Annotated in this window: 1 protein-coding gene; it reads right to left on the reverse strand. The window is 64.5% G+C overall.

Annotated elements, in window-relative coordinates; all coding sequences use genetic code 11:
- The coding region (locus tag A5688_RS05895) for a translation initiation factor IF-2 N-terminal domain-containing protein (protein ID WP_207546609.1) at positions 1-312 on the reverse strand (312 nt) is incomplete at its 3' end.
- Between the last annotated feature and the right edge of the window lie 200 nt (positions 313-512).

The raw sequence follows: 512 nt of genomic DNA on the forward strand, positions 1-512 counted from the left end.
GGCGGGGGTCGCCACCGCTTCGCCGTTGCCGCCCGCGCTGCCGATGGCGTTGTCGAGGGCCTGGTCGAGCGAGCTGCCGTCGGCCTTGGCAGGTGCCTTGGCCTCCCCTTTTGCAGCGGGCTTCGCGGCGGCCTTCTGGGGTGCGGGCTTGCCGCCCCCGAAGGACTCGCGAAGCCGGCGAGCCACCGGCGCTTCAACCGTCGACGATGCGGATTTTACGAATTCGCCCTGTTCATTCAGCCGGGCGAGAACTTGCTTGCTGGTGACACCGAGTTCCTTAGCCAACTCGTGTACGCGGGCCTTACCTGCCACTACATCTCCTGTCTATGAGGCGACAGTCGTGGGGCCGCGCCTCGGGTTTAGCTATGACGCATTGTCATCGGGACTTCACGGTGTGCTCATGTTCTTTGCTACCTGTTCTGTTGCCGGGCGATCGGGCGCACTGAGGAACTCTATGTGCCCGACCACCGCGGATGTGTCCGGTGAACCGGTGATGCGCAGCGCTTTGGTGA

The sequence above is a fragment of the Mycobacterium mantenii genome (genome assembly GCF_001667865.1).
In the GTDB taxonomy this organism is placed as follows: Bacteria; Actinomycetota; Actinomycetes; order Mycobacteriales; family Mycobacteriaceae; genus Mycobacterium; species Mycobacterium mantenii_A.